This window comes from Pseudoalteromonas sp. APC 3224 (assembly GCF_030407535.1).
Classification (GTDB): domain Bacteria; phylum Pseudomonadota; class Gammaproteobacteria; order Enterobacterales; family Alteromonadaceae; genus Pseudoalteromonas.
Window position 1 is genome coordinate 30,507 of the sequence record NZ_JASDDF010000031.1, and the last position, 23,949, is coordinate 54,455.

General features: G+C 41.7%; 16 protein-coding genes. 6 read left to right on the top strand and 10 right to left on the bottom strand.

Translation table 11 applies throughout. The features are described from left to right. Positions 1-17: 17 nt before the first annotated feature. Genes QL989_RS14490 through QL989_RS14510 form a run of 5 tightly spaced genes read right to left on the bottom strand, consistent with a single transcriptional unit; the run spans position 18 to position 8,363 of the window. On the bottom strand, positions 18-1,772 hold the full coding sequence (locus QL989_RS14490; protein ID WP_290170897.1) for an ABC transporter permease subunit: 1,755 nt from the start codon (positions 1,770-1,772) through the stop codon (positions 18-20). Further along, positions 1,769-3,046: an ABC transporter substrate-binding protein gene (locus QL989_RS14495; protein WP_290170898.1), complete on the bottom strand. Its 1,278-nt coding sequence runs from the start codon at positions 3,044-3,046 to the stop codon at positions 1,769-1,771. The genes QL989_RS14490 and QL989_RS14495 overlap by 4 nt, the downstream gene beginning before the upstream one ends. After that, positions 3,033-3,839, bottom strand: coding sequence for a DUF547 domain-containing protein (locus tag QL989_RS14500; RefSeq protein ID WP_290170900.1), 807 nt, complete (start codon positions 3,837-3,839; stop codon positions 3,033-3,035). Before QL989_RS14500 ends, QL989_RS14495 begins: the two co-directional genes overlap by 14 nt. Before the next feature lies 1 nt (position 3,840). Then, on the bottom strand, positions 3,841-5,994 hold the full coding sequence (locus tag QL989_RS14505) for a bifunctional TVP38/TMEM64 family protein/FAD-dependent oxidoreductase (RefSeq protein WP_290170901.1): 2,154 nt from the start codon (positions 5,992-5,994) through the stop codon (positions 3,841-3,843). Between the two features lie 17 nt (positions 5,995-6,011). Beyond that, positions 6,012-8,363 (bottom strand): TonB-dependent receptor, encoded by a 2,352-nt coding sequence (locus QL989_RS14510; protein ID WP_178956889.1) that lies wholly within the window; start codon positions 8,361-8,363, stop codon positions 6,012-6,014. 213 nt (positions 8,364-8,576) lie between these two features. Between QL989_RS14510 and QL989_RS14515 the strand changes: the two genes are divergently transcribed. Continuing rightward, positions 8,577-8,990 (top strand): hypothetical protein, encoded by a 414-nt coding sequence (locus QL989_RS14515; RefSeq protein ID WP_054201343.1) that lies wholly within the window; start codon positions 8,577-8,579, stop codon positions 8,988-8,990. A 345-nt stretch (positions 8,991-9,335) separates the two neighbouring features. On the opposite strand, the gene QL989_RS14520 is transcribed toward QL989_RS14515, so the two are convergent. From QL989_RS14520 to QL989_RS14535, 4 genes are all read right to left on the bottom strand, one after another. Then, the gene (locus tag QL989_RS14520) at positions 9,336-11,003 is read right to left on the bottom strand and encodes an RluA family pseudouridine synthase (protein ID WP_290170903.1); all 1,668 of its coding nucleotides are present in this window, start codon (positions 11,001-11,003) and stop codon (positions 9,336-9,338) included. A gap of 135 nt (positions 11,004-11,138) precedes the next feature. Then, positions 11,139-13,187, bottom strand: a complete 2,049-nt coding sequence (locus tag QL989_RS14525; protein WP_290170905.1) for a S9 family peptidase — start codon at positions 13,185-13,187, stop codon at positions 11,139-11,141. Positions 13,188-13,325: 138 nt separating this feature from the next. Further along, positions 13,326-14,558 (bottom strand): threonine/serine exporter family protein, encoded by a 1,233-nt coding sequence (locus QL989_RS14530; protein ID WP_138562871.1) that lies wholly within the window; start codon positions 14,556-14,558, stop codon positions 13,326-13,328. A 122-nt stretch (positions 14,559-14,680) separates the two neighbouring features. Continuing rightward, positions 14,681-15,904, bottom strand: coding sequence for a glycosyltransferase (locus QL989_RS14535; protein ID WP_290170907.1), 1,224 nt, complete (start codon positions 15,902-15,904; stop codon positions 14,681-14,683). Positions 15,905-16,179: 275 nt separating this feature from the next. Between QL989_RS14535 and QL989_RS14540 the strand changes: the two genes are divergently transcribed. The 3 genes from QL989_RS14540 (at position 16,180) to QL989_RS14550 (ending at position 19,711) form a co-directional block, all read left to right on the top strand. Further along, positions 16,180-18,630 (top strand): prolyl oligopeptidase family serine peptidase, encoded by a 2,451-nt coding sequence (locus tag QL989_RS14540; protein ID WP_290170908.1) that lies wholly within the window; start codon positions 16,180-16,182, stop codon positions 18,628-18,630. Between the two features lie 55 nt (positions 18,631-18,685). Beyond that, positions 18,686-18,898: a hypothetical protein gene (locus QL989_RS14545; RefSeq protein ID WP_290170909.1), complete on the top strand. Its 213-nt coding sequence runs from the start codon at positions 18,686-18,688 to the stop codon at positions 18,896-18,898. A gap of 195 nt (positions 18,899-19,093) precedes the next feature. Further along, positions 19,094-19,711, top strand: a complete 618-nt coding sequence (locus tag QL989_RS14550; RefSeq protein ID WP_138621801.1) for a LysE family translocator — start codon at positions 19,094-19,096, stop codon at positions 19,709-19,711. Between the two features lie 33 nt (positions 19,712-19,744). On the opposite strand, the gene QL989_RS14555 is transcribed toward QL989_RS14550, so the two are convergent. Further along, positions 19,745-20,629, bottom strand: a complete 885-nt coding sequence (locus tag QL989_RS14555; protein ID WP_290170910.1) for a LysR family transcriptional regulator — start codon at positions 20,627-20,629, stop codon at positions 19,745-19,747. Positions 20,630-20,750: 121 nt separating this feature from the next. On the opposite strand from QL989_RS14555, the gene QL989_RS14560 reads away from it, so the two are divergent. Both QL989_RS14560 and QL989_RS14565 read left to right on the top strand, forming a co-directional pair. Then, the gene (locus QL989_RS14560; RefSeq protein ID WP_290170911.1) at positions 20,751-22,736 is read left to right on the top strand and encodes a ligand-gated channel protein; all 1,986 of its coding nucleotides are present in this window, start codon (positions 20,751-20,753) and stop codon (positions 22,734-22,736) included. A gap of 269 nt (positions 22,737-23,005) precedes the next feature. Then, the gene (locus QL989_RS14565; RefSeq protein ID WP_290170912.1) at positions 23,006-23,860 is read left to right on the top strand and encodes a PA4780 family RIO1-like protein kinase; all 855 of its coding nucleotides are present in this window, start codon (positions 23,006-23,008) and stop codon (positions 23,858-23,860) included. Positions 23,861-23,949 lie beyond the last annotated feature (89 nt).

A 23,949-nucleotide genomic window follows, 5' to 3' on the forward strand; every position in this document is an offset into this window, starting at 1 on the left:
ACCTTTTAATTTATGGGTTAGCGATGTGCGCTTTTAAAAAAGTACTTAGGTAAAACCCACGCCAGTATAAAGCCAATGAGTGGTAATGCCATTTGCATAATGGCATACACTGCACTGGTGCGCCTACTTGCGCCATTAGCAAGGGTGACCGCTTCGGTTGTTATGGTTGCTATGCGCCCGCCACCGGCTAAAAGTGTAGGCAAATATTGGCCAAAGCTAATGGCCAAACCAAGTGCGGCCGCAATTAAAATAGGGGCAAATAACTGGGGTAATTTTACTTGTAAAAACACTTTGCAGGGTGTTGCGCCAAGGCTTGCTGCTACATGAGCAAAACGAGGGTCTAATCGCCTATAACTGCTCGCAAGCGATAAAAACACATACGGCAGTACAAACAATAAATGGGTAAATACCACATTAAAAAACGCGGCCTGGTTATTTACTAATTGTTGCAGCCACACTAGGCCAAATAAAAACGCAATACTTGGTACAAGCAACGGTAAATAAATAATTAAGCTGGTAAAGCGCGACATGGGTTTTGCACTTAACTGCTCTGACTCTAAGCACAAAAGGGTAATAATAATGGCAAATAACGTAGTAACTAGCCCTATAGCAAGGGTATTATAAAGCGGGCTTTGCATTTGCATTAGCGCACTTTTAAAGTGAAGTAGCGTGAGCTGATCGGGCAATGCCGCCGGAAAACGCCAAAATCCGGCAACCGACCACATAATTAAGCCAATTAACGAGAGCAAAATAAAGCCAATTACAAATACTGTTAATGCGGTCGTTATTTTTTGCCAATAAACACCGCCATATTCTCGCTCGCCATTGGTTAGTAAATCACTAAATAATGCTTTTATAGTTTTTTCGCCGCCAAGCCAAAGAGCTAGTAAACCCCCAGTAAGTACAAGCTGCAATAATGCCCCCGCAGAGGCTTTAATACGCAGGTTTAAATCTACGTCGTTAAACCAATGCATAATGGCTACAGCCAATGTGGGTGGAGTATTTGGCCCCAAAATAAGTGGCATTTCTACACTTGCGCTGGCATAAGCCAATACGGCTAAAATCGGTAGGCGCAGTAATGGGTAAAGGCTTGGCAGAATCACTTTAAAAAAAGCAGTCATAGGGCAGTAGCCTAAATTAAGCGCTACTTTATGTTGTTGGCGCAGTTTTTTGCCAAGCTCAGGTTGGGCAAGCACACCTAGCGCCATTAACAGTAAAAAAGGCAGCTCTTTAAGGGTTAAGCCTAAAATTATACTTATACCAAACGCGTCATGCGGAAACATGCCGTTAGGGGCAAGTTCCCACCCACTAAACCAAGGCGATACTAAACGCGAGATCATACCCGAAGGAGAAATTAAAAAACCAACGGCTATAGCGGCTGCTGCGTGGGGGATTACGAGTATGGGACTTAGTAAACGCTGAATACGGTTAAGCCAAGGGCTATTAAAAAATGCCGCTAAAATCATTAACGTAATGATAAAGGCAAGTAAGGTGCTTATTAATCCGCTGCTAACACTTAGCATAACCATGTGTGTTAGGCCGGGTGTTTGCACAAGCATAGTAAAGCCATGTAGGCCAAGTGTTGTATGCTCAAGTACTGGTGTATAACCAAAAGCGGGCAATAGCACGCTAATTAGGCCACCTATTACAGGCAAAATTAGCAATGCCAGTAAAAAATGTGGGCTTAATTTAACTAATTTACTAAACATATCGGCGCTTTTGTGTGGTTTAAGTGTTGAGCTCGCTGCTAACTTATTAGAAACAACACTCATTGGCTTACTCCAAAACGCGCTTGCCAACCTTGCATAATAGCGTTTACCCAGCTTGGGTGTGGCTCGCTAAGCGTGCGTTTAATGCTATTTAAGGGTAATGCGCTTGGATGCGGTTCCACCGTTTTAAACAAGGCTTGCTGCTTTTGGCTCAATGTAGATTGAATCAATACACTTTTATCCCCCCAAACTGAAGGTTTTTGCTTATGTGCTTGCGCCTTTGGACTTAATAAAAAATTAGCCACTAATTGCGCACTTTGTGCATGGCTTGCATTATAAGGTATGGCTACAAAGTGGGTGTTACTTAAACTGCCATCTTGCATAGCATAACTGCGAATACTTTTTGGTAAATCATAACGTTTAACGGCGGCGGGTACTTCGGGCGCTGAAAACGTAAACGCTATGCTTAGCTCGGTGTCGCCTACTAAGCGGCGCATTTGTGCACCACTTTGCATAAAGTGTTTACCGCCGCGCCAAAGTGTTGGGTGCAGCTTATTTAAAAAGTTCCATAACGGGTTTAATATTTGAGCTGTGTTTTGTGCAGTAGCTGGCTGATTTAACTGCGCTTTAAGTGAGTCATCGCTTTGTTGATGTAGCATAACAAGCGCGTATTTTAAAAAGCTCATTCCTAAAAAATCAGGTGGCTTTGGGTAACTAAAGCGCCCTGGGTTTTGTGCGCTCCAGCTAAGTAATTGGTTTAGGGTTGTTGGTAGTGTGTTATTTGCAGTGCCATCTATTGCTAAGCTGTCGTAGTAAAAGGTGAGTGAAGCTTGACCCCAAGGTGCTTCCATTCCATTAGTGGGTATTCCAAAATCAAAATTAACAGCGGGATTATTGCTAGGGTCGGTGTAGCTAAAATTAGGCAACTTATTAGCCCATTGTTTAAGTAATAATGAGTGCTCGCTCATGGTGGCAAAGTTAGCACCGTTTATCCAAATTAAATCTACGCTGCCTTTATCGTTATTGTTTGCTGATTTTTCGGCAAGTACGCGGCTTACTGCTTCACTGGTATCGCTTAGCTTTACATGTACTAAGTTTATGTTGTATTTGGCTTTTACTTGCTGCGCAGCCCATTGAATATACGCATTTATTTGCGCATCGCCGCCCCACGCATAAAAATATACGCTTTGGTCTTTGCCTAAGCTTTCAACTTGCTGCCAACGGCTTTGTAATTGTGTACTTGCTAGGCTTTTAAAGCTAATAACAAGGCAAATGCAAAACGCGACACAGAATAAGCTGTATCGCGATAATGTTTGCCAAAATTTATTGGCGAGCATTTAAATCCCAGTTGTAGTCTAAAAACTTAACTTTCATGTCATTATTTTTAAGCGCTTTTTGCTGAGCGGGTATCAGTTTTAGTGCTTTAGGGTATTGCATAAAAAACTGTTGCAGCGTATTGGCACCTTTAAAGCCTTGTTCAAAATCATCGCCGTACCACTTAAATATTGAAGATACAATTAGCGTGTTATCTTGCGCTATATTGCGGGTCATGTCTGATAAAAAACGTACCGTTTGCGCTTGCAATTGGCTTTCTAAATCAGTGGCTGTGTAGGCTTCTTCACGTAGTGCTGGGCAGCCAATACTTGCGCAATTTACAGCAAAGTGAATACGTGGGTCGTTGTATTTACCACTGCCACGTATTAAACCATGTTCTATATCATCAAGGCTGCGCGTTTTACCAAGTAATGGCACAAACTCTTTGCTCCACGGTGAGCTAAAAAAGCTGCCTAAATCTTTAATCGATTTAAGTTCTGGGTACTTAGTTAATATAAGCTCAACAGTAAAGGCATTATACGCATTGATTAAAAACGCAAGTTGCTTTGGTTTTTCCCACGTATCAAACTCGTTTTGCGTAACCGCCGATAACGAATCTAAATAGCTTTTAAGCTCACTGTGCTTAGCTTTAATTGCTGCATAATCCACCTCAGTGCTGTGGCCATTATTAATAGCTACAACATGATTGTTTAATAACGCATTCCAGCTTTCGTGCATGTTTTCAGCTTTGCTTGCAAACGATATTGCAAGCAAAGCTGACCCTAACAATAGCGCTTTTAAAGGTGTTTTAAACATATTAGCCTCTGCGCCATGCGTGGTATTTTTCAAGCATGTTAAGTACTTTTTCTGGTGCATGAGCGCGTTTCCACTCGCCTGCTGCGTACTTGTTACCTTCAGCCCACGTAGGGTAGCTATGAATTGTACCTAGTATTTTGTTAAGGCCTAAACCGTGTTTCATTGCCAGTACAAACTCAGCTATTAAATCGCCAGCGTGCTCAGATACCACTGTAACACCGAGTATTTTGTCTTTGCCTTTAGGGGTAATTACTTTTATAAAGCCTTTGGTTGCGCTGTCGGTAATGGCGCGGTCTAGCTCTTCAAATTCAAAGCGAGTGATTTCATAATCTATGCCTTTATCAATAGCGTCTTGCTCGTTTAAGCCAACACGTGCTACTTCAGGGTCAATAAATGTGGTCCACGGAATGACACGGTAATCTACTTTAAACTTTTTAAGATTACCAAATAAGCCATTTACTGCTGCGTACCAACCCTGATGAGCGGCTACGTGCGTAAACTGATACGGCCCTACAATATCGCCTGCGGCAAAAATATTAGGATAGAGTGTTTCAAGGTATTCGTTTGTGACTACAGTGCGATTCGTTTCTATGCCGAGCGTTTCAAGACCATAACCTTCTAGGCGTGCGCTTCGGCCCACAGCACATAGTAGTTCATCGTATTCAATATCGATTTCGGTATCGTTATGTTTTACCACAATGAATTTTTTACCGTCGCGCGCTTCACAGCGTAGTGCCTGATGCGAGGTTAAAATGTTTACGCCGCTTTGCGTTAGCGCTTCGTGAGCAAAGGTAGACACTTCTAGGTCTTCTTTGATCATAATGCGTTCAGCCATTTCAATTTGCGTAACGCTTGAACCTAAGCGTGCAAAGCTTTGTGCAAGTTCACACCCAATTGGGCCGCCACCAAGTACAACAAGTTTTTTAGGGGCTTCTTCAAGCTCAGCAAATTTAGTCCATAATGTATCGCTTGTTACGTAGCCTGTTTCTTCAATGCCAGGTAATGGCGGTACAAATGGGCGTGCGCCGGTTGCAATAACAATAGTGCGGGCTGTGAGTGTTTGCGTGCCGCCATCGTTAAGTTTAATTTCTACAGTCCACGGGTCTAATAATTTCCCGTAGCCTTTTACAACATCTACACCAAGGTTTGTGTAGCGCTCAACGCTATCGTGCGGGGCGATGTCGGCAATTACTTTATGTACACGTGCCATTACTTTTTTAAACGAAAACTGCGGTGCCATGTTTTCTAAGCCGTAGTGTTCACCGTGGCGAATTTGCTCGGCAATTTTAGCGCTTTTAATAACTGCTTTACTTGGCACACACCCGTAGTTTAAACAGTCGCCACCCATTTCGCCGGCTTCAATTAGGGTTACTTTGGCTTTAACTGCTGCTGCAATGTAGCTTGTCACTAAGCCGCCAGCACCTGCGCCAATAACAATCATGTTACGGTCAAACTTTTTAGGTTTAGTGTAATTTTTGTATACGCGACGTTTTTTTATTGCATTTATTAGGCTTTTTGCAATTAACGGGAATACCCCTAATAACGCAAACGATAAAATTAAATCCAGCGATAAAATGCCAGATAAGCTCTCTATTTGCGCAAGTTGCGTACCTGCGTTTACAAATACAAAGGTACCCGCCAGCATGCCTACTTGGCTTACCCAGTAAAAAGTCCATGACTTAATAGCGGTTAAACCCATTAATAAATTAATTAAAAAGAACGGAAAAACAGGCACTAAGCGCAGCGTAAATAAGTAAAATGCGCCTTCTTTTTCAACCCCAGTATCTATAGCGGCTAAACGTTCAGGAAAGCGTTTTTTTATGGTATCGCGCAATAAATAACGTGACACTAAAAATGCCAACGTAGCACCAATGCTTGAGGCAAACGAGGCAACTAATAGACCTTGCGCCAAACCAAATAATGCACCTGCGGCTAGCGTTAAAATAGCTGCACCGGGCAGTGATAGCGCGGTCACTAATATATAAAGTAAAAAGAACCCTCCGATCACCAAAAACGGTGATTGAGTTTTGTACTGATCAAATTGCGCCATTGACCCTTTTAGCCCGTCAAGGGTAAGAAGCTGGTTTAGGTCATAAAAAAAGAATAAGCCGACACCTATCGCCGCCAGTAATAACAAACTTAATTTTTTTAACATGCTATCTCTCAAACGGTTTAAAAGTTATGGGTAAGCGTGAGCTTAGCGTTAATTGGTAATTCTGGGAACGCGAGTGTCGCGCCAAAATAACCGCCTTCAAATACAGGGCGCCAGTTTTGCTGATCGGTAATATTATTTACATCAAGCCTCAATTTAGTTGCTGAGGTAAACGCATAGCTGGTATTAACATTTAAGGTGTGCTGATCGCGAATGTATACGGTAGCCAAAAAATCCAATGGGTAGCTTTTAGTATACAGGGCAGAAAATCCAGCTTGCCACTGAGAAGTAATTGTATAGTTAGCGTTTAAGCTTAACGATTGCTCTGGGATCCCTTGTACTTGACGGTTTGAGGGAGCAAAAGCTGTATAACTTGGTGCACCAATGCTGTTACCCGCAATAATATCGGGACGCGAATTATCAAACGCATCGGCTATTTGAGCTGAGTCTTGGCCTGTCGCAGAGTTATCATAACGGGCATCAATATAACTGTAGCCTGCGCTTACCCAGTAAGGGTAAGCGTCGTAAAATACTTGGCTTTCGAATCCGGTTGTACGAATGCCAGTATTGCTACCATCGCGATTACGTAAGCTGCGGCGTTGGCTAAATACAGCAGCATCTGCATACCAGTCGCTTTGTGTTGGCGCATATTTCACGCCAAACTCGACTAAAGTATTTTCCGTAGCAAAATTTTGTGCGCTAATTGTATTGTCACCACCTAACGTATTGCCGCCGGCCATGCTGTTAGAGGTGGCTTCGTTATAACTTGCTGCCGCATAAGTGGTTAAATCGTCATTAACTGAGTAATTAACGCTCAGCTGCGCTGATTGCAGTGTATCATTTATGCTATCACTAGCCGCTATTTGACCTTGAGGCGCAATGGGGTCGCGTGCTTCTACATCATAGTAATCAACACGATAGCCAGCACTGGTGCGTAAGCTGTCAGTCCATTGTGAGTCTTGTTGAATGGCAATGCCGGTTTGCCATGAGCGTGAGTCTGTCGTATCTGATAAATTAAAATCACCACTGCCATCATTGTTAATATCGTACTGACCACCAGGGGATACATATACGCCAGAACGTAGCTCTACCAAACGTGCTTTTTGAGTATCAGTTAATGGAATGCGGCGGTTTGAAAGTGGGCCGGTTAAATCAATAGGTGTGTCGGCTTCAGTAGTAAACTGGCTGTAACCCAATACTTTATTATAACGAACATCAACAGCAAATAAGGTTTGCTGCTCATCGCTCCATTGATACGTAAGTTCAGTGCGGTTTTGTGCGGTATCGGCACCATCAATTATTTCAACAAAACTATTTTGTGCTATTTCTTCGCGCTGCAAATGTTGAAAGTAACTAATGTTTTTAATCGACATTACATCAGACAGTGCGCGCTTATAAATACTGTGAACTAAATAAGTGGTTGCTTGATTGAGATTATCAGGATCGGTAAGCACACGGCTGGTATCTATTTTGACTTGTCCTGTAGGCGATATAATAGAGCCTGCGCTAGGCACTGTGCTGCCATTCGCTTGTAACCCTTGACCAGTAATGTAAAGATTATGATCGATAAGCGCTTGGGTAGGGCGGTTTATACCGGCGTTATCGGTAAATTCTGTTTGGTACAGTTCAAAGTTAATGTCCCAACTGCTTTTATCATCCGGTAAAATTTTTAATGCCGCAAACAAGCTATCACTTTGTGTGGCTGAATAGTCATAATAACTACCCTGATCAATATGTTCATAGCTAACACGTAAGCCAATTTTATCCTCAACAATCGGTGCGTTGTAATCTACTTGGGCACTATACTTATCCCAACTGCCTGCAGACAACTTCACATTGCCTTTGCGCTGATCAGTTGACGCTGTTTTAGAGTGTAAGTTTACAAAGCCACCGTTACGTTGGCTTGAACCAAACAATACAGGTGGTGCGCCTTTAACCACATCGATTTGTTCTATCGCATTAAACGACAACGGCACACCAAAACCATTATTACCTGCTTGACGTCGAGTACCATCTTGAAATAACTCACCTAACTGGCCGCGGATCGTCGGTAAGCTTGGTGCACCAAAACCACTGGCCGCGTATGTATTAGGACTTACAGCGAGCACATCGTGCAATGTTGTTATATTTAATTGCTCAATTAAGTCTTTAGAGATAGGCGTCACAGAGCGAGCTATGTCTTGTAAAGCCAGGTTGTCGCCAAAAGGGCCGTTTACTGTGGTGTTTTTAATAGAGAGGTTTTTAGATTTAAGCGCTTGACCTGCCACCTCAATTCGCTCAATGGGGTCAGAGCTAGTTGTTTCATTAGCCTGAGCAGCTAATGCTACATTTAACAGGGGGGCGAGGGTTAAAGCTAAATACGTGTATTTCAAATCGTGTTTCTCTATTGTTATATGTTGACGTACACAAAAGACCAAGACAGATAAAAATATCTTTCAATCAATTGCTAATATTTTTATTTTTTATCTTAGCGCTTAAATAATAGTGCTTTTATTGTAAAGAGTTTAATTTATTTGAAAATAAAAAAACGATTATACGGTCTTACTTGCCAATTAGTTTATTTATATCTTTTTTAAGGAAATTTTATGACAGATTCAATCAATACAGATGTACAAACTCGTTTGCAATGGTCGCTTTTATCGCTGCGCTTAGGGGTGTTTATTGTGATGGTAATGTGGACACTAGATAAATTTGTAAATCCGGGGCATAGCGCCCGTATTTTTGAACATTTTTATGGGATCAGTGGCTCTACCGATACTATTGCTTATATTTTAGGTGCACTGCAATTATTATTAGTAATAGCATTTTTAGTCGGTTTTAAAAAACGTATTACTTACGGTGTTATTTTTATAATGCATGGACTATCAACGCTGTCTTCTTACAACCAGTACATTGATGGCTTTAATAATTTACTGTTTTTTGCAGCATGGCCGATGTGGGCTGCGTGTTTTGCGCTTTATTTATTACGCGATCAAGACGTAAAATTTACCGTTAAATGATAAGCAAAAAAAATGGTTATAAGCGTTAGCCTATAACCAATAAAGTACACAGGGAGTGTAGGAAGTTCTGTTGAGCACAGTAAGCGGTTAGCAAGCCATTTACTGTGTGTGACTAAAAGCACTTCTTGGTGCTTTAAGTTGCTTTAATAAATACGTACAATAATAAAAGCAAAGCTAATGCCAATTTTTAACAGTATGAATTTTATAGATATTTATATTGTTTGGATTGTGGCTTTGCATAATGCAGGTAATTTTTTCTATATTGCAACGGTAAAAGTTACCTACTTTGCAATATGAAAAAATGGCACTGTTTTAGAATCCGATACAACTAAAAGCAGCGAAGATTTAAAAATCAGCGGCTACTTCAAATTCTAATCGTTCATGACTAATAGGATGGGTAAAAGCTAAATACTCGGCATGCAAATGTAGTCGGTCTGATTTTTCACCGTAGTGGGTGTCGCCCACAATGGGTGTATTTAACCCCAAGTGGTGGGCACAGTGAACACGCAATTGATGAGTACGTCCTGTTTTTGGATAGAGTTGTAAGCGGGTAGTATTATTTTTACGTTCCAGTACCTGCCATGTTGTTAATGACGGCTTCCCCGTTTTGTAACACACCATTTGCCGTGGCTTATCATCAAAATCAAGCACTAAAGGTAGCTCTATGCTGCCACTCTCAGCAGCAATATTACCCGCCACTAAAGCAACATAACGTTTTTCTACACTACGCTCTATAAACTGTTTTTGCAGTGCTTTATGCACCCGTTTATTTAACGCAATCATTAACAGCCCTGAAGTCGACATGTCTAATCGGTGCACAATAAGTGGCCCCGAAGCGTGTGGGAACTGAGTTTTGATTCGCATATATACCGAATCGTCAATATTAATGCCTGGCACAGATAAAAATTCAGCAGGTTTATTTACCACCAACAAATCATCGTCTTGATAAACAATCGTTAGGTCTTTACCCTGTGCAGGGTTGACCAAGAGCGGGTTGTTTTCAACATTTAATCCCTCTAGCATATGCCCTAAAATAGGCTGGCATTTGCTGTAGCACGAAGGGTAATAATGTAAATGATGTCTGATTGCCGATTTAGGCGGTGCGCCCCACCAAAATTCGGCCATAGCCAGCGGCTTTAAATTATGTTTATAGGCATATTGTAATAATTTTGGCGCTGCACAATCTCCCGCACCTGAAGGCGGTGTGTGCTCGGGCAGTTTGGCAAAAATGGCGTTTAAATCGGTCACTTCGCCGTTTGCATTTAAAAACTGGTACTGAGCGAATAGCTTTTTTTGTAAATTTTTAGAGAGTACTTTACGGCGTTTTTTTAATCCGTTAATTTCATCATCTATTGTGAGTTGTGCTTGTTCAAGTGCAGTAATACGTGTTTGCCACTGTTGCTTTAATGCTTGTAGTTGTTTTTTCTCAACAATACTCTGCCCAGCTAATTGGTTTTTTAGTTTTTCAAACTCATCATTATTGAGTTGTTCGCTGGCAACTTGTCGTTGCTGTTTTCGCTGTTTTCGAGTTACTTGCATCGCTTGCTGCTTGGCGATAAGTTGTTGCTCATAGTGTTGGCGAGCAGTCACTAACTGTTGCTCAATTTGTTGATAATTATCACTGTTTTGCAAGGCTGTAATTTGCGCATTAATATCGTTAATCACTTGGCTCTGCTGACTAAATTCTGCATCGTCTATATGTTTAAGTGCCACATTTGGCGCAAAATACAATTGCTCATCTATCCCCGCTATTTGCCCCGAATAGGCGCTAATAAAGCCTAGCTGTTGCGACTCATCTTGAACAACCAATACGCCAAACATTTTACCGGCATCAATATCATCTGTATCTAAAATAGCCTTATCTAGCTTTTTTAATTGTTGTTGTAATTGTTTTGCAGCGGCAACGGCCAGCGGATGAGGTTTATAATAAAAGGGAAACGTAAACTGCTCAGGCAGTGCAAGGTTATCTATGTTTTCATTAAAAGTGGTAAAGCAGCTAGCAGGGTTTGACATGGCAATAGTGTGATTAGCAGTTATCAGAATAATTAGTCAGAGTGTAACATAAGCAGCGCTGTGCCACTAAGCATGCCTGGCATTACTAACAAAAAGGCCAACATATTATGTTGGCCTTTGGTATTAAGCTAAGACTTATTTGTTAGCGTCTTTCACTGCTTTTAATTTAGCTGCATGGTCAATTTCAAATGCAGGCATGTCTTTTTTGCCTTCCATTAAGTAGTTGTCCATCCAACGCATTAAACGCAAGCTGTAATCGTACTGTGCCGCTACTTTACGGTTACCATGGCCTTCGCCTGGGTAGTAAACAAGGCGAACATCTTTACCTTGTACTTTCATGTAACGGTAAAGTTCCATAGATTGCGCAGGGTGAACGCGAGGATCGTCTTTACCATGCATAATAAGCAGTGGCGTTTCAGATTGACCCGCCCAGTAAATTGGGCTGCGCTCTAGATACCATTGCCATTTATCCCACGGGTATGAACGCGCATGAACTAGGTTCATTTCGTTTGAAATATCAGTAGTACCAAATTTAGATAGCTGGTTAGTTACACCCACAAACATAACGCTGGCAGCAAAGTGCTCGGTTAGCTTTGTTGCGCCCCACGCTGATGCATAACCGCCGTAAGAGCCACCGGTAATACCAACACGTTTAGTATCAACTAATCCCATATCAACAAGGTGATTTTTAAAATCAACTAAGTCGTCAAACTCTTTACCTGCGTAATCGTTTTGACCTAGTTTAGAGTAATCTACGCCTTTACCTGTTGAACCTCGGTAATTAGGGTAAAATACTGCGTAACCACGTGCAGCGCCCATTTGACCAGGACGCGAGTAGTTAGTTACCCAGCCGTTTTTATCATGACTTTCAGGGCCACCGTGTACCGACATAATTAGTGGGTAGCGTGTGCCTTTTTCATAATCGAGTGGGTAAACTAGTACACCATCAAGTTCTACACCGTCACGCGCTTTAAGCGTAATTGTTTCTTGTTTAGCAAAGCGTTTGTCGTTTAACCAGCTGTTTGAATCAGTTAAACGCTTTGCCTTGTTACTGCGCACAATAAAGACTTCGTTAGGGTGTTTTGCCGTGTTACCACGAAGTGCTAGGGTTTTATCTGAATCAGAAACACTTAGCTGTGAGGCAATAAATTTGCCCTCTTTTACTAGCTTCTTGTATTTGTTAGAGCCGGTTTTAATGCTCGCAACAAAACTTTCTGTGCCAACATTGGCAATAAAGTTAAGCGTGTTACGTTTATGCGACCATTCAAAGTCAACAACGTGGCCCATAAAGTTAGGTAACCATTCTGTGATTTCTGCAGTTTTAGTATCGGCAATAAATAAGCGGCCAGTTGCAGGGTCGTGCTTATCTTCAGCACCTAAAATAGCAATGTATTTACCGTCATGCGAAAGCTCGGCATCGCCTAGCTTACCTTCAGTTTTAAACGATAAGGTGACCTTGTTGCTGGCAATATCAAACAAGTGCCACATCGATTTTGTGTATTTATCATCAATTAGTGCAGTAGGTTGAGTTTTAACCAGAAGCTTTTCACCATTCGCAGCCCAATTAACGTCACTCACGTAGTTATCAACATTGAGCGTGGTAGGGGTAAGCGGCTTGTCGGCTTTAGCTAAATCTACAATAAAAAGCTGCTTGTTTTTAAGGCCTTGCTCGTACACTTCTGCTTTAAAGCCAAGTTTTTTAAGTTCTTTTTCTGACTTATCAGCAGCTGGCATTGCTAAAATAGCGACTTGCTTGTTATCAGGGCTTAACTGATAGCTTGAAATAGATGTGTCTTTTAATGACATAACCGCTTGTGCTTGGCCGCCATCAACAGGTATTTGGTAAAGCGAAGTATATTTGTCGTCTTTTAATTTCGCTAAAAAGTAAATTGTTTTGCTGTCGTTTGACCATTGTAGGCTTTTAATATTAACTGAACCGGTAATAAAAGGGCGCTCAACACCTTTATCGTCAACAACATAAAGCTCACTGTAATTGCTGCCATTTTCGTCAACGTAAAGCGTGCGAGGTAACGAACGGGTAAATGCAACACTGTCGCCATCGGGGCTAACGGTTGTTTGTATTACTGATTTTACTTTTGGAATGTCTTCAACAGTAATTGCTGATTGCGCAAATGCAAGTGAGCTTGAAAGCCCAATTGCTATCGCTAAGCTAGTTTTTAGCATTGTTATTTCCTTTGCTTTATTAGATTTCAGCCATTATAGCAAGGTGTTCTCAATATACTAAAAAATGCGATTAATCCTCAAAAGAGGAGGTTTAATGTTGTAGTTATGCAAAAGCGCGGCTTAAAACCGCGCATAAATCTATAGACTCTTTTTAGGAGGAAGTGCCACGTTTGCAAAAATAAGTCCTGCCACCAGCGACATAAAGATTAAAAACGTTTGCTGACCAATATGATCTGCATAAACAAAGTCTTGGCCTTCAATCAGTGAGTTTAAACCAATATACGTTTTGCTCCCAGGCACTAATACAATTAATCCCTGCATAGCTACAATAGAGGCCGGAGCATTGGCAACACGGTTAAATAAGTTGCTAAATACACCAACTGAAAATGCACCAATAAAGGTGCCTAACGTGTAATTTAAATCTAAATATATAGCAGGCCCAATACTGGTGCCATAAGCTATAAAGCCTGAGGCAATAGACCACATTGCATGTTTAAGCTTAGTTCTAAAAATAACGATTAAGCTACTACATAAAAGTAAAATAGCGAGCCATGCAGTCCACTTTGGTAACGGCTCTGGTTGTACGAAATCGGCTTGCCCAAAGACCGCAAAGCCAATAGCAAGACCAATAAAAGCCCCAAAATAAAGCTTAAACAGCAACATAAATGAGTCCATAACGCGAGCTGTGCCCGATACTAAATGTCTGGCTGCGAGTTCAGCAAGGCCAAGTGCAAGGGCTAAACCGGGTATAAACACAATAATGGCAGAAAGCACAATTAATCGAATGTTGATGTGTGCATCCAAATGAACGCTAATAGCACAAGCAAGAATAGCCGACACTATTGCCACTAATGGCTCAAGCATGTGAGCCACTCGTTTCGAACGGGCCGACCACAATACAAATAAGTATACAATAAAGGTTAATAACCCAGACCACAGAACATCATTCCAACTGGTGCCCATAAGCATTGCAAATGCGCCGCCAGAGGTGGCAAAGGCAACGCCTGTCAGCACTCTGTTATAAGGATTTGGGGCATCAAAAATAATATCAAGTTGCTGATCAACCTCTTGCAACGTGAGCTCACCATTAAGCATTTTATTAACTAAATCGTCGGTATCGGCAAGTGAACCTAAATCGTGATCGCCTGGGTCAACGCGGGCAACATGGGTATATTCATCTTCATGGCCATCGGTCCAAATAACAAAGGTAACCGACGTGGGCGACATAACAAACGATGATTTAAGATCTAAATAAGTCGCCACTTCCATTAAGTGGGCTTCTAAGCGATAGGCAGGTGTACCGTATTTATGGAGCATTTTGCCCAATTTAACGATAAATTTGCGTTTTTCAGTAAACGTTGCGGTTTTCAAATTTGTTTTGAACCAACTATTAAATAACTAAGCTAAAAATATAGGCAATAATGCTAAAATTGCCCAAGTTTATTTGCGGCGATTTTAAACACAAATCGCCGCCTGTCTAGTGATTTTTAAAGTTATTTTTTATTTTTTTCTGCTATCCACTGCGACATATATTGTGTACTGCGCATGGTATGGTGTTTGAGCATTTGACCCGTGAAATTTTTCATCCGGTGAGCATCTAAATTACTGCTTATTGAGTCGATTTTTTCAATTAAGTGAGCACTTAACTGCACTTTGTCATACAGAGTATTAAGTAGAAGGTTGCCAGCGGCTTGCGCTTCGCTAAATTTAGCCTCGTTGTTGTATAAAGAGACTGCGGCATCTGCAAAAGCTTGCGCATCTGCTGTTACCACACCTGGCCACGGTAGCGTGTTGTGCATACCTTCGCTGCCAATAGGCGTGGTGATGCTTGGAGTTTGCATGATCATGGCTTCTAAAAGTTTACCTTTAATACCCGCCCCAAAACGCAAAGGAGCTAAGCAAATACGCGCACTTTGCATTACCTCATACGCATCATCGGCCCAACCTTTAATTAAAAAGCCGGTTTTAGGATTATTAAGCGCGGTGGCTTTTGGCGGTGGGTAGGAACCATAAATATGCAATTCTGCCTGCGGTAGTTGTTTGCGGATAAGCGGCCAAATTTTTTGTAAATAGAGTACCGCATCCCAGTTTGGGGCATGTCGGAAATTGCCAATGGTCATAAAGTGTTGGCGTTGTTGATACGATTTAGTTTGCTCAGGTAAGGCACTTAAATCAACCATAAATGGTAAGTGATGTAACACGCTAGGCTCAACTTTAAACACTTCATTGAGTAGTTCCATCTCATAGCTTGAGATAATTAAGCTAAGATCGCAGCGTAAAATAGCGGCTATTTCACGTTTAGCTATGTCTGATAGTAAATCGCTGTGGTTGAATTCGCGCTCACCTTTATGCGCCTCATGGCGTGCATTACGCAGGCATTGTAAATCTTCGGTATCCAAAATTTTAAGTGCATTAGGACAATGCTTATCTACGCGCCAGCCAAATTGCTCTTCCATCATAAAACGATCGAACATCACTAAATCGGGGTTGTAAGCTTTAACATAGTCATCAAAACTATCGCAGTTAAGAGCGATGCTTTGGCTGGTTATACCAAAGTCGGCAAGGTCAACCATGTGTTCGGTAGGCAGTGCGGGCGTGGCGAACTCAACATCCCAGTTTTGCGCCCTAAACGCATTTAGTAATGACATCATGTGCGTACCTGCAGCAGATGAATTGGGCTCTGGCCATACATAGCCAATTACCAGCACTTTTTTCATTGGCTAGATTCTCTAATTATTTGATGGAAAAACAGACTCAAACACAGTGGTATATTTTTAAAAGCTGTAACGGTATTTAAAAAGCAGAGTATGATTTCGAAAAACTAAAATGCTGCAAATTAATGGACATAAACAACCAATTTTAGCGTTGAGTAAATAGGCGTGTATTTTAGCGTATTCAGGCTACTTAAGTCATTACTTAGCTTAACACTTTATGAATGGTGCAAAACGTGTTTATATATCCGGTAATATTCAAAAATAAAAAGGATAAAAACATGAATGCTTTTAGGCTATTAATTGCCTTGATAGGCTGCATTGTTTTATTGCCTGCAAGTTATGCAGAGCAAGGATATCAAACCCCTTCACCTGCGCTTGCTACACTCGTAGATGCTAAGTTAGCCCCTACTAGCTCTTTATCAAATGATGGCCAGTGGCTTGCTTTGTTTGAACGAAAGCGTGTTGTGTCGCTTGATGAGCTGGCAAAAGAAGAGTTTAAGCTTGCGGGGATCAAGCTCAACCCAGCTAACTTTTCACGTTCCCGGGTTAGTGCTAAATACAGTGCGTTAGAACTTAAGCATGTAGAAAGTGGTACTGTGGTTAACGTGAATAATTTGCCACAGGGGATTATTCGCTCCCCTCGCTGGTCAGCAAATAGCGAGTATTTAGCGTTTATTGTTGAACAATCGGATAACGCACGGCTTTGGGTTTATAGCGTTAAAACCAAGCAAGCAAAGCAGTTAAATGAGCTTGCACTTAATTCAGTATTAACTGCAACACCTTATCAGTGGCTACCCGATAGCACAGCGATTGTGGCTAATTTAGCGGTTAACTTAGACAAACCCAGATTAACCAATGATACCCAAAGTACGGTACCTGTTATTCAACAAAGTAGCGGTGAAAAAGCGCCAGCGCGTACTTATCAAAATTTATTAACCAGCCCATTTGATGAAGCACAGTTTAAGTTTTATGGCCAAGGGCAATTAGCATATATAACGCTTGATGGTAAGGCTCAGCAAATTGGTCGTGCTGGCTTATTTAAATCGTTTTCAATTTCGCCTGACTCAACCAATATTTTAGTCGCGACCATCGACGAGCCATTTTCGTATCAAGTTCCTTACAGCCGTTTTGCAACTACATGGCAAATATGGGGAATGCGTGGATATGCATTAGTCGAGCTGGCAAAGCAGCCCCTTGCCGACAACATTCCACAAGGGTATGACAGTGTTCGCACTGGTCGTCGTGATTTTGAGTGGCGAGCCGATCAGGGTGCGGAGGTTATTTGGGCCGAAGCGCAAGATGGCGGCGATATGAAAACTGAGGTTGAGCATCATGATTACCTTTATAGTTTACGTGCACCGTTTAGGCGCGAACCAAAGTTGTTTGCAAAAGTAGAGCGCCGTTATGCAGGTATAGAGTGGGGTAATGACAGCATTGCCATGCTAAGTGATTGGCGCTTTAGTGACCGACAAGTGCGCACTTATGTAATTCAACCACGTAATGCAGATAGTAACCGCGTGTTATTTTCAGAGCGAAGCTACAATGATGCCTATAAAGATCCAGGTAGTGCCATATATGAGCGTAACGACTTAGGCACGCGTGTTATAAAAGTCGTTGGTGGACGTTACATTTACCTTCGTGGAAACGGTGCATCTGAGCAAGGAAATATTCCATTTTTAGATCAATATGATGTAAAAACAAATAGCTCTAAACGAATTTGGCAATCTGCTGCACCTTACTACGAGCGAGTGCGAGCTTTATTAGACGATGAAGGTAAGCGCATTATTACTATTCGTGAATCTAAAACGCAGCAGCCCAACTTTTTTATTCGCGATTTAGATAAAGATATCTTAACGCAACTGACCCAGTTTGAGCATCCGTATCCTGCATTTAAAGGGGTGACTAAAGAGCAATTACGTTATACCCGCGATGACGGCGTTGAGCTTTCTGGTACGCTTTATTTACCGCCTGGGTATGACAAAACACAAGGGCCTTTACCTGTATTGATGTGGGCATATCCACTTGAATATAAAGATAAAGCGGTTGCTTCACAAGTGCGCGAATCAGAATATGAATTTACCTATATAGGTTATTGGGGCCCAATGCCTTATTTAGCTAAAGGGATTGCAGTATTTGACGATCCTAAAATGCCGATTGTAGGTGTTGATGGCAGTGAGCCAAATGATCACTTTAGAAAACAGTTGGTTTCTAGCGCCAAAGCAGCGGTTGATGTACTGGTTGAAAAGGGCATTGCTGATAAAGACAATATTGCCATTGCAGGGCATTCTTACGGTGCATTTATGGTGGCTAACTTATTAGCGCATAGCGACTTGTTTAAGGCTGGTATTGCCCGAAGTGGTGCGTATAACCGCACATTAACACCGTTTGGTTTTCAAGGTGAAGAACGTGACTTTTGGCAAGCACAAAGTGTGTACGCAAACATGTCGCCGTTTTTCCATGCTGAGAAGATTAACGAACCTATGTTAATGATCCACGGTCAAGAAGATCCTAATTCGGGAACTTTCCCAATGCAAAGTGAGCGTATGTATGCTGCACTTAAAGGCTTGGGTAAAGAAGCGCGTTTAGTGATGCTTCCTTATGAGGCTCATGGCTACCGTGCCCGTAAAAGCTTATTACATGTACTGTGGGAGCAAGAGCAGTGGCTTGATAAGTACTTGCTAAGTGATAACGTTGAACCAGTTGATATGGAAGAACAACCGATTCAATAGTGTATTATGCCGTGAGATCAAGAAGATCCACTCTTAATCTCACGGCACTTTCCCAATGCAAAGTGAACGTATGTATGCTGCACTTAAAGGCTTGGGTAAAGAAGCGCGTTTAGTGATGCTTCCTTACGAAGCCCACGGCTACCGTGCCCGTAAAAGCTTATTACATGTACTGTGGGAGCAAGAGCAGTGGCTTGATAAGTATTTGCTTTTAGATAAAGAAGCAGATACTGAAACCACCGAAACGGTTGCAGACGAAAACGTAAATTAATGTACTAAGAGTTTCGAGCTCGAGGTTCGGGTTTCGAGGTGCGGCAGCGCGAAATACTGCGCTGCTAACTTGGGCTAAGCTCGGTGCTCTTAGCCCGACTCTCGATGCTGTTATTTCTAATTTACCGATAGCTATTTTTCCTTTACCCTTTCATTCAAAATTAACACCATTTTATTAACCTATTGCGAGCTTTAAATGATTGATGTAGCTGCACTTGCGGTATTTATTCCTACCTTCTTTTTTGTGTCTATTACGCCGGGTATGTGTATGACACTGGCCATGACTTTAGGCATGAGTATAGGCGTGCGCCGAACTTTATGGATGATGATTGGCGAGTTGCTAGGTGTCGCTAGTGTTGCGGTAGCCGCAGTATTAGGTGTTGCCAGTGTTATGCTTAATTATCCCAGTGCATTTGATATTTTAAAATGGCTAGGTGGCGCTTATTTAATCTACATTGGCATTAATATGTGGCGTGCAAAAGGAAAAATGTCGGTTGATACGCATAACACAACAGCCGTGAGCCGATATTCATTATTTTCGCAGGGGTTTGTAACCGCCATTGCCAACCCTAAGGGATGGGCGTTTATGATTTCCTTATTACCTCCTTTTATTAATGTGCAATACAGTGTTGCGCCCCAGTTAGCGGTGCTGGTGGCCATTATTTTGCTCTCAGAGTTTATCTGTATGATGATTTACGCAACAGGTGGTAAAAGCCTGCGGTTATTTTTAACTAAAGGCAATAACATCAAGTGGATGAACCGAATTGCGGGGAGTTTAATGGTGCTAGTAGGAGTTTGGCTTGCAATTAGTTAACTATAAACAAGCCTTAACCTGAACTTAGGTTATTTAAATAGCTGAAAATGATGCGTTAAGTGCTTTAATTGCAGCTTTTGTTTTTGCTGCTAACGTGTCGCGTGCAGGCGTTAGAGCAAATACATCGTAATGGGGAAGCTGCCAATCAGTGCATATTTCTAAAAGTTCTCCTGTAGCTAAAAAATTACGTACTTCAGGCTCTGGCAAAATAGCATAGCCTAACTCGTCGAGAACAAATTGAATCACAGTTTGCATATTATTAATGGCAATACGTGCTTTTGGTAGTGTTGTGCTTACACCGCGAGTAAGGTGTGTAAGCGTCGGATCAACAGCTATATGCGCAATGCGGTTATGCGCTTTTAGGTCATCCAGTGTGATTTTTGGTTGCTGTGCTAGTGCATGATTTTTATGAACACACAGTATTAATGGCCAACTAGCGAGCTGGCGTGCAATTAAGTTTGAGTCTTCGAGAGGGCCAATCGCCAACACCAAATCAATACCTGCTCTGATCATATCAATCGGCTCGTCAGAAAGCGTTAAGTGCACATCTATATCACTAAATTGGCTAATTAAATGCTTTATAGGCTCGCTTAGTAACCCACCTCCAAAACCAACAGGGGCTGCTAGTTTTAATTGCCCACTTGGACAATTTTGTAAATGCTGTAATTGTTCTGATGTAGCTGTTGCAACGGCAAGCATTTGTAAACAACTTTGATAATACAGTTCACCCGCCTCGGTAAGCGTTAATTCTCGAGGGCTGCGATTAAATAAACTCAAACCTACATCTTGCTCTATTTGTTTTATTTGCTGGCTAATTGCAGAGGTTGTCATTAAAAGGTCAGCGGCAGCTTTACTCATACTTCCCGTTTGCACAGTGCGAACAAATATATTCAGGGTTTTAGTTAACTTATCACTCATGCCGTTAAGCCTTACTTAAATTAGCTTTAATAAAAATAGCGTTGAGAAGAAGGGAACTTCTCACTATTATCACAAACGCTAATTATTATCATTTACATGCTAAATGTCACGGAGAAATATCATGAACACGGTAAGTTGTAAGTTAAGGCCGGTAACTGCATTTATTTTAAGTACTTTTGCAATTACTAACCCTGCTTTTGCTGATGAAAAAAAACAAGATATGGAAGTAATGGTTGTCACTGCTTCTGGCTACGAACAAATGCTCAAAGAGGCACCTGCAAGTATTAGTGTTATCGACAGAGCGCAGCTAGAAAAACGCTTTTATCGTGACTTAACCGACGCAATGGCTGATATTCCGGGTGTAATAGTGACTGGCGGGGGTGACAGAAAAGATATTAGCTTGCGTGGTATGGCAAGCCAATACACGCTTATTTTAATTGATGGACAACGCCAAAGCTCAAGAGAAACACGACCTAATAGTGATGGCCCAGGCGTAGAAGGTGCTTGGACGCCGCCAATTTCAGCGATTGAACGTATTGAAGTAATACGTGGCCCTATGTCGTCGTTGTATGGCTCTGATGCTATTGGTGGTGTGATCAACATTATTACCCGTAAAGCGCCAGAGCAGTGGTATGGAGAACTGCGTTTAGACAGTACCATTCAAGAGCAAAGCCAGTCAGGTGATATAAACCAAGCCAGCTTTTTCACTTCTGGTGGCATTATTCCAGATCTATTGGGCGTGCAATTATACGGTCAATTTTCAAAGCGAAATGAAGATGATTTTACTGCAGGATTTCGAGGCAAAGAGCAAAGTAACGTAAAAGCTAAGTTCACATTAACACCTAATGATAATCACGAATTAATGTTTGAACTTGGCTTGGCAAAACAAACATTAGATGAAACTCTCGGCAAAACAGTTGCCGCGCTTGCCCCAGGTGAAAGCTGTGGTCGATACGGCTGCCCTGAATCAGCAACTACTGAGTATGAACAACAAACATACTCTATGTCACACAACGGTTTTTATGACTTTGGCTCGTCGCGTAGTTACATCAAATACGATAAGTTTGATAATAACTCACGTGAAATGTTTGTTGAAAATACCGACATTCAAACGACATGGAGTTTACCGCTATTTAATGATCATAACTCTACGTTTGGTGCTACCTATCTAAAAGAGTCATTGGATGATTATACAAGTAATGAAATTAGCGACTTAACTCATGTAGAAAACGAGCAATGGTCTGTTTTTGGTGAAAATGAGTGGGCAGCAACGGATGACTTTAAGCTTACCGCAGGCCTGCGTTACGATCATGATGGTAATTTTGCCGGTCATTGGAGTCCACGTTTATACGGTGTTTATAGCGCATCTAAAGCGATCACCATCAAAGGCGGCATATCAACGGGTTTCCGTGCGCCAAATATTCGCCAATCTACTGCGCAGTGGGGACAAGTGAGTCGTGGCGGTAATATTTATGGTAACCCTGACTTAAAGCCTGAGCAATCAGTGAACTATGAAATGGGTGTTTACTATGACTCTGGACGCGATTTAAGTATATCGACAACCGTTTTTTATAATGAATTTGATGACAAAATAACTCGTATAGCATGCCCATTAACGCAGTGCACAGATGGCCCAAATCAGTTCGGCTCCATGCCAACTACGTACATTAATGTGGATGAAGCCATAACCCAAGGTGTTGAGCTATCAGTAGATTACGATATTTCAACTGAGGTTGATGTGAGTGCCAGTTATACCTACACCGACTCAGAGCAAAAAACCGGTGAATATAAGGGGAACCCACTTAATCAGCTACCAAAACATAGTTTACAAACGTCTTTAAATTGGCGTCCAACAGATAAGTTAGGCGGATGGTTACGCGTGCAATATCGTGGAGAAGAAAGCCAGCCAACGACAGGGCCTTCACAAAGCAGTTTAATTGCTCCAAATTATACCATTGCCAATTTAGGTGCTAATTATCAGCTAAGTGACAGCGTTAAACTCGGTGCTGGAATTTACAACTTGCTTGATAAAGAGATCACAGAGCAAGAGTATGGTTATGTTGAAGATGGTCGCCGTTATTGGGCGTCTTTAGTGTGGCAGTTCTAAACACTTTTTAATAATACAAAGTAAACGAGTACGCTAAACCGTACTCGTTTTTTGGTTTTATCTCGGTTCTTGTTCAATAATGTTTAAAAAGCACAAAAGGCGGTTGGCTTTTTCTGTGTAGTCGCTTATTCTAGCTGCGTAATTTAGTCATTAAATGTAACTTTAAAGTTTACTAATAATTTATAACTTTCTTCAATCCCCAAAGGTATGCCTCGTTTGAACTACATAGCAAAACAAAAAGCCAACCCTGTATTTTTAGTAGGTGTCGTTTGAAAATACCTAAACGCTTACAGCCATTAGTTGATGATGGTTTTATTGATGAAGTGATCAGCCGTTTGATGAGCGGTAAAGAGGCCGATGTATTTGTAGTCGCCTGCGGCGATGATATTCGCTGCGCTAAAGTATACAAAGATGCCAGTAAACGCAGTTTTAAAAAAGCTGCACAGTACCAAGAAGGGCGAAAAGTACGTGGTGGCCGCCAAGCACGTGCTATGGGTAAACGTTCAAGCTACGGCCGCCAATTAGAAGAAGAAATTTGGCAAAATGCCGAGGTTGACGCGCTGTCGCGTTTATCCTCAGCAGGTGTTCGGGTACCGCAAACTTACGGCTGCATTGATGGCGTATTGCTAATGGAACTTGTAAGCGATGATGAAGGCGATGTTGCACCACAACTTGGCGCGGTTGATTTAACTGAACAACAAGCCATTGAACAACATACATTAATGATGCACTACATCAAACTAATGCTGTGCGCTGGGATTATTCACGGTGACTTATCTGAATTTAACGTACTTGTAGATAGCAACGGCCCAGTAATTATTGATTTACCCCAAGCGGTTAACGCCTCTGCTAATAATAGCGCCGAAGCCATGTTTGCCCGCGACGTTAATAATATGCGCCGCTATTATGGCCAATTTGCACCGGCGTTATTACACACGCAATACGCCAAAGAAATGTGGGCACTGTTTGCAGATGCTAACTTAACCCCGCACTCAAAACTCAGTGGCGAATTTGAAGACGACACCGAAGCTGCAGATGTAGACTCAGTACTTGACGAAATTCAAGCCGCCTTTGATGAAGAGCAAGAACGTAAAGAACGCATCCGCGACGCCGACGAGCAATAATCTTTAATTTACGTGCTGAGTTTTGCTTATAGTTTTGACTATTGGAGCAAAACTTAGCATGTAGGTATGAGCCATAAGGGATGAGTTTA

Excerpts from the sequence above, each read along its gene's own strand:
- QL989_RS14555 (WP_290170910.1), bottom strand. The coding sequence starts at position 20,629 with ATGAGTGATAAGTTAACTAAAACCCTGAATATATTTGTTCGCACTGTG.
- QL989_RS14535 (WP_290170907.1), bottom strand. The coding sequence starts at position 15,904 with ATGAAAAAAGTGCTGGTAATTGGCTATGTATGGCCAGAGCCCAATTCA.
- QL989_RS14495 (WP_290170898.1), bottom strand. The coding sequence starts at position 3,046 with ATGCTCGCCAATAAATTTTGGCAAACATTATCGCGATACAGCTTATTC.
- QL989_RS14560 (WP_290170911.1), top strand. The coding sequence starts at position 20,751 with ATGAACACGGTAAGTTGTAAGTTAAGGCCGGTAACTGCATTTATTTTA.
- QL989_RS14500 (WP_290170900.1), bottom strand. The coding sequence starts at position 3,839 with ATGTTTAAAACACCTTTAAAAGCGCTATTGTTAGGGTCAGCTTTGCTT.
- QL989_RS14520 (WP_290170903.1), bottom strand. The coding sequence starts at position 11,003 with ATGTCAAACCCTGCTAGCTGCTTTACCACTTTTAATGAAAACATAGAT.
- QL989_RS14545 (WP_290170909.1), top strand. The coding sequence starts at position 18,686 with ATGCAAAGTGAACGTATGTATGCTGCACTTAAAGGCTTGGGTAAAGAA.
- QL989_RS14550 (WP_138621801.1), top strand. The coding sequence starts at position 19,094 with ATGATTGATGTAGCTGCACTTGCGGTATTTATTCCTACCTTCTTTTTT.
- QL989_RS14515 (WP_054201343.1), top strand. The coding sequence starts at position 8,577 with ATGACAGATTCAATCAATACAGATGTACAAACTCGTTTGCAATGGTCG.
- QL989_RS14540 (WP_290170908.1), top strand. The coding sequence starts at position 16,180 with ATGAATGCTTTTAGGCTATTAATTGCCTTGATAGGCTGCATTGTTTTA.
- QL989_RS14505 (WP_290170901.1), bottom strand. The coding sequence starts at position 5,994 with ATGTTAAAAAAATTAAGTTTGTTATTACTGGCGGCGATAGGTGTCGGC.
- QL989_RS14490 (WP_290170897.1), bottom strand. The coding sequence starts at position 1,772 with ATGAGTGTTGTTTCTAATAAGTTAGCAGCGAGCTCAACACTTAAACCA.
- QL989_RS14525 (WP_290170905.1), bottom strand. The coding sequence starts at position 13,187 with ATGCTAAAAACTAGCTTAGCGATAGCAATTGGGCTTTCAAGCTCACTT.